The sequence below is a fragment of the Bartonella jaculi genome, from assembly GCF_039543045.1.
In the GTDB taxonomy this organism is placed as follows: domain Bacteria; phylum Pseudomonadota; class Alphaproteobacteria; order Rhizobiales; family Rhizobiaceae; genus Bartonella; species Bartonella jaculi.
Window position 1 is genome coordinate 1 of record NZ_BAABIZ010000104.1, and the last position, 1,553, is coordinate 1,553.

General features: G+C 38.1%; 1 pseudogene. It reads right to left on the reverse strand.

The annotated features are described in order from the left end of the window. Nucleotides 1-1,183: pseudogene (locus ABD915_RS09555) on the reverse strand (hypothetical protein); the annotation flags it as partial. Nucleotides 1,184-1,553 lie beyond the last annotated feature (370 nt).

Here is a 1,553-nt window from a genome sequence, read left to right on the forward strand (position 1 = left end):
AAGCTTTAGAAACAGAACCCACAGCTGTGGAATAATCACTTTTCGCTGTTGTATAATCATTCTCCACGGATATACCATTTTCCACCCTCTCTGCATTATATTCGGAACCTATTGCAACACTGCTTTTGCCCATGGCATGCGCCATGCGGCCTATAGCAATAGTATCCTCTGCCGATGTCTTAGAATCCCGACCAAAAGCAATAGAGTTAACACCTTTAGACTTAGCGCGATTGCCAATAGCGATTGAGTAATCGTCTATTGCCTCTGTACGACCCTCAGGAGGAATCGGGTTGTCGCCTACTCTACCTTCACCACCTATTGCGATAGTTTTTTTGCCTATAGCATGCGCCAAATGACCTATAGCAACAGAAATCGATTTCTCCACCTCCGCCTTATAACCAATAGCAACTGAGTCACCTCCACTTATTAATGCATGGGAACCAATAACAACGGAATCACCTCCATTAACGAGCCGTACAGAATCACCGATAAGAACACTTTCTGACAACCCAAAATTACTCGATGTTTCCATCTTCACGTTGTTGCCAATAACAACATCATTAACGAGAGAGTCGCCTATTACCCGCAAATTATTACCAAAAGTGATATTTTCTGCACTCACACCACGTTGCATTCCCCTAGTTAAACCGCTTGGCAAGATATCAGATACATTAATAATACCTGCACTCTCATTATTCTGTGCAAGCTGTTGAACTGCAGAGCTATCAACCACAAATGGCGATGAACTGATGAGAGACTTTTTATATTGCTCCCCTGCATCTAGGGGGCTTTCCAATAAATTTTTGCTATCCGCCGTCAAAACATTTACTATAGGACTATAATCGCTCACACCCAAAAGGGTTTTGGTTAAAAAATTTGCATAGTCACCAGAAGCATTTACCTTGGATGTCAAAGCAATATTCAGTGCTTTTAGATAATTTTTCTTGTTATCAGCATAGTCATCATACACAGAAATAATGCCTTGGGAATCAGCCCTAGTAGCGCTCTTAGCGCTCGTAAGAAGCACTTTTGTTAAATCGATATTTGCTGAAAAACTAGGAGAAACATTTGATAAAAACGCCAGCATTGCAACCAACGAAAATCCCCTAACCAAAGACAATGGATAAGGAAAATGAAGCCTAGTGGCGTCATTGCGCGCTGGTATGGCATGTATTTTTTTCATAACAAATTCTCCAATGAAAAAATTTAAAAACATATTCAAAACATAAAAAAGACATATTTTAGAGCTAAGGAACCATTGTGAATGGAATTTGAAATTAATGGGGGAAAATTATTTCAAATTTCGATAAAGTCAGAGTTTGATGTTGTCGTTTATAACATGATAACATTCTGAGTCTTTTACCTTGGTGCTATATGCACTTCCTATAACGAGACCTAAATGGAAATGCGGGAATGTTGAATAAGTATAAAGCACATTTAGAGTCTAAATTAACCTATGGGTTTATGGTTGTTATACAACTTTAATAAAGAGATTATTTTTTCTTGCTTTAAATATCAAAAGCATTTTCTGTAATAGAGATTAAGTTACTTAA